The sequence below is a fragment of the Nocardia niwae NBRC 108934 = DSM 45340 genome (assembly GCF_001613465.1).
GTDB classification, from domain to species: domain Bacteria; phylum Actinomycetota; class Actinomycetes; order Mycobacteriales; family Mycobacteriaceae; genus Nocardia; species Nocardia niwae.
In genome coordinates this window covers 1-2312 of the sequence record NZ_BDCK01000078.1, presented here as the reverse complement: position 1 = coordinate 2312, position 2312 = coordinate 1, and the positions used below count along the sequence as shown (strand labels likewise).

Genomic DNA, 2312 nt, shown 5'->3' with positions numbered 1-2312 from the left:
AAATCCACAGTCCCCACCCCGGGTGCCGTAGACGAGGTATTGCCTGATAACTACGGTTATCGGGCGAATCGGCGGGTGTTCGGGTCTCGGTGACCTGGCCGGGCCGTCGCGGCGGGGAGAGTAGGTTTCCGGGTTGTCGGGCAACACCTGGGTAGGTGATGTGCCCCCGGGTGCGGAAGAGGTTGTGCCGCTTCGGTTTGTCAACGGGTGGGTGCTGGTGGGTGGCGGTGTGTATGTCGGCTGGTTTTTGTGGCGTGAGGCTGTGAGGATCGGTGGCTGACTGAGAATTCGGATTGTCTTCGGATAGAGGGGGTGCCGTGGCTTCAGGGCAGGCGGTGAGGCGGGTGGTGGTTCCCACGGCGGCTACTGCGGTGCTGTCGACAGGGCTGGCGGTGGCGGTGAACTACGCGACCGGCGGCGGTCGTTCGGTGTGGATGTGGCTGGCAGTCGCGGTATTGACGGTGGGTGTGTTCGCAACGTCGCTGTGGATGCAGCGCGCTCAGTCCTCACCTGTGGCGCCGGAACCAGCTAGTGGCATCGAGCTGGGGGATGTGAGGGCCGGAGGGGGTTTGCGGGCCGAGGGGGTTCGTGCGCCGGGTACCGGTGTCAGAGTGAGCAAGGGGCGTTTCGGCGGCGACTTGGATTTCAAAGACATCGACGCCGGCCGCGGTGATGCCTCACACCCGTGAGCAAGGCCCGAGAGACCGCTGCGCCCGCTGTGGCTGCCTCGATGCAGCAGGTCTTTGCGGGCGGAGACATCCGAGTCACGAGCAACCACCACTATTACCCGGGCGGCGGTCCAGTGGGGCCTGTGCGGTCTGCGTTGGCTGGGGTGGCTGTGGGGGTGTCGGGACTGATCCCGCGGAAGCCGCAGCATTTCGTCGAGCGTGAACAGGTCGACGAAATCGAGGCGGGGTTGGCCGCCGACCGGGTCGCGGTCGTGGTCACCGGGATGCGGGGGGCCGGTAAAACTCACCTGGCTGCTGCCTATGCCCGTCGCGTGCTCGATCGCCGGGAGGGGTTGGTCGGTTGGATCAACGCCGAAAGCCCGGAAACCCTTTACACCGGGCTGGCCGCGATCGCCGACCGGCTCGGTGTCGCGGCCGCCGATGGGGACACCATCGAGTCGGCCCGTCTGCTGCGTGACTACCTCGGCTCCACCCAAGACCGGCATCTGCTGGTATTCGACAACGCCGAACACGTCGACCTGTTACGCGAACTGTTACCGGTCCACGGCGGCACGCGAGTCGTGATCACCACCCTCAACCAGGCCATGATCGGGCTGGCCGCCGTCACCGTCGATGCCGGAACCGGCTACACCCCTGACCAGGCGCACCGCTACCTGCGCGAGGCCACCGGCATCACCGGCGACCCCGACGGCGAGAAAGAACTCGCCGCTGAACTCGGGTACCTGCCATTGGCATTGTCGGCCGCGGCTGCCACGATCACACCACCCTACGGGCCCCGCCTGACCTACCGAACCTATCTGCGGCAGCTGCATGCGCAGCCGCTGCCGCAGGCGCTGCAGCGCCATGACGGCCAGCAATATCCCTGGAGCGTAGACCAGGCGATCCTGCTCGCCATCCACGCTGCCGAAACTCCTACCGGCAACCCGGGTCGGGACGCCGTGGTTGGCTGGCTGCTGGGGCTATTCGCCGTGCTCGCGCCTTCCGGGGTCGATCGGTCCCTGCTCGTGCACCCGGATCCCAAGCGCAACGAGTTCGTCGACGCGGCGATCACCCACTGCGTGCAGCGATCCCTGCTGAGCTGGTCGACCACCAGCGAAACCCTGCTCGCCCATCGGCTGACCGCCCGCGTGCTACTCGAACGCGCCCGCGACCGCGGCAACACAAACAGCCTTCTCACACACGCCCTGGAGGTGATCGAGCCGCGACTGTTCGACCACAGCGAGGCGTGGTCACGGCGGGTGGAGGGTGCGCATCTGGTCGACCAGATCGACGCCCTCCGCAGCGCAGAGCTGGTCGACTTCACCACACCAGCGCCCCGCACAGGGTGGCTGCGGCGACGTCGGCAGCCACTCTCTCTTGTCATCAGATTCCTGAATGTCCTTGCGTGGGCGACCAGACAGCTGGTCACCGCCGTGGACCTGCAGCGCGCTATCCCCCTCACCCAGCACCTGCTCAACCATTTCGAGCGGATCCTCGGCCCCCACCACCCCGACACCCTGACCGCCCGCCACAATCTCGCCTACGCCTACGACTCGGCGGGGCGGGTCGCAGAAGCGATCAGCCTGTACGAGCAGATCCTCGCCGGCCGCGAGCGGATCCACGGCCACCACCCCGACACCCTGG

The 2312-nt window shown here is 67.0% G+C and carries 2 protein-coding genes; both read left to right on the top strand.

Annotated elements, in window-relative coordinates; translation table 11 throughout:
- The first annotated feature begins 344 nt into the window (after positions 1 to 344).
- A complete protein-coding gene (locus tag NNI01S_RS35145; RefSeq protein ID WP_157115173.1) occupies positions 345 to 689 on the top strand; it encodes a hypothetical protein in 345 nt (114 codons plus the stop codon).
- A gap of 155 nt (positions 690 to 844) precedes the next feature.
- Positions 845 to 2312 (top strand): tetratricopeptide repeat protein (locus NNI01S_RS32875; protein ID WP_169813061.1); only part of this gene is annotated, 1468 nt, incomplete at its 3' end.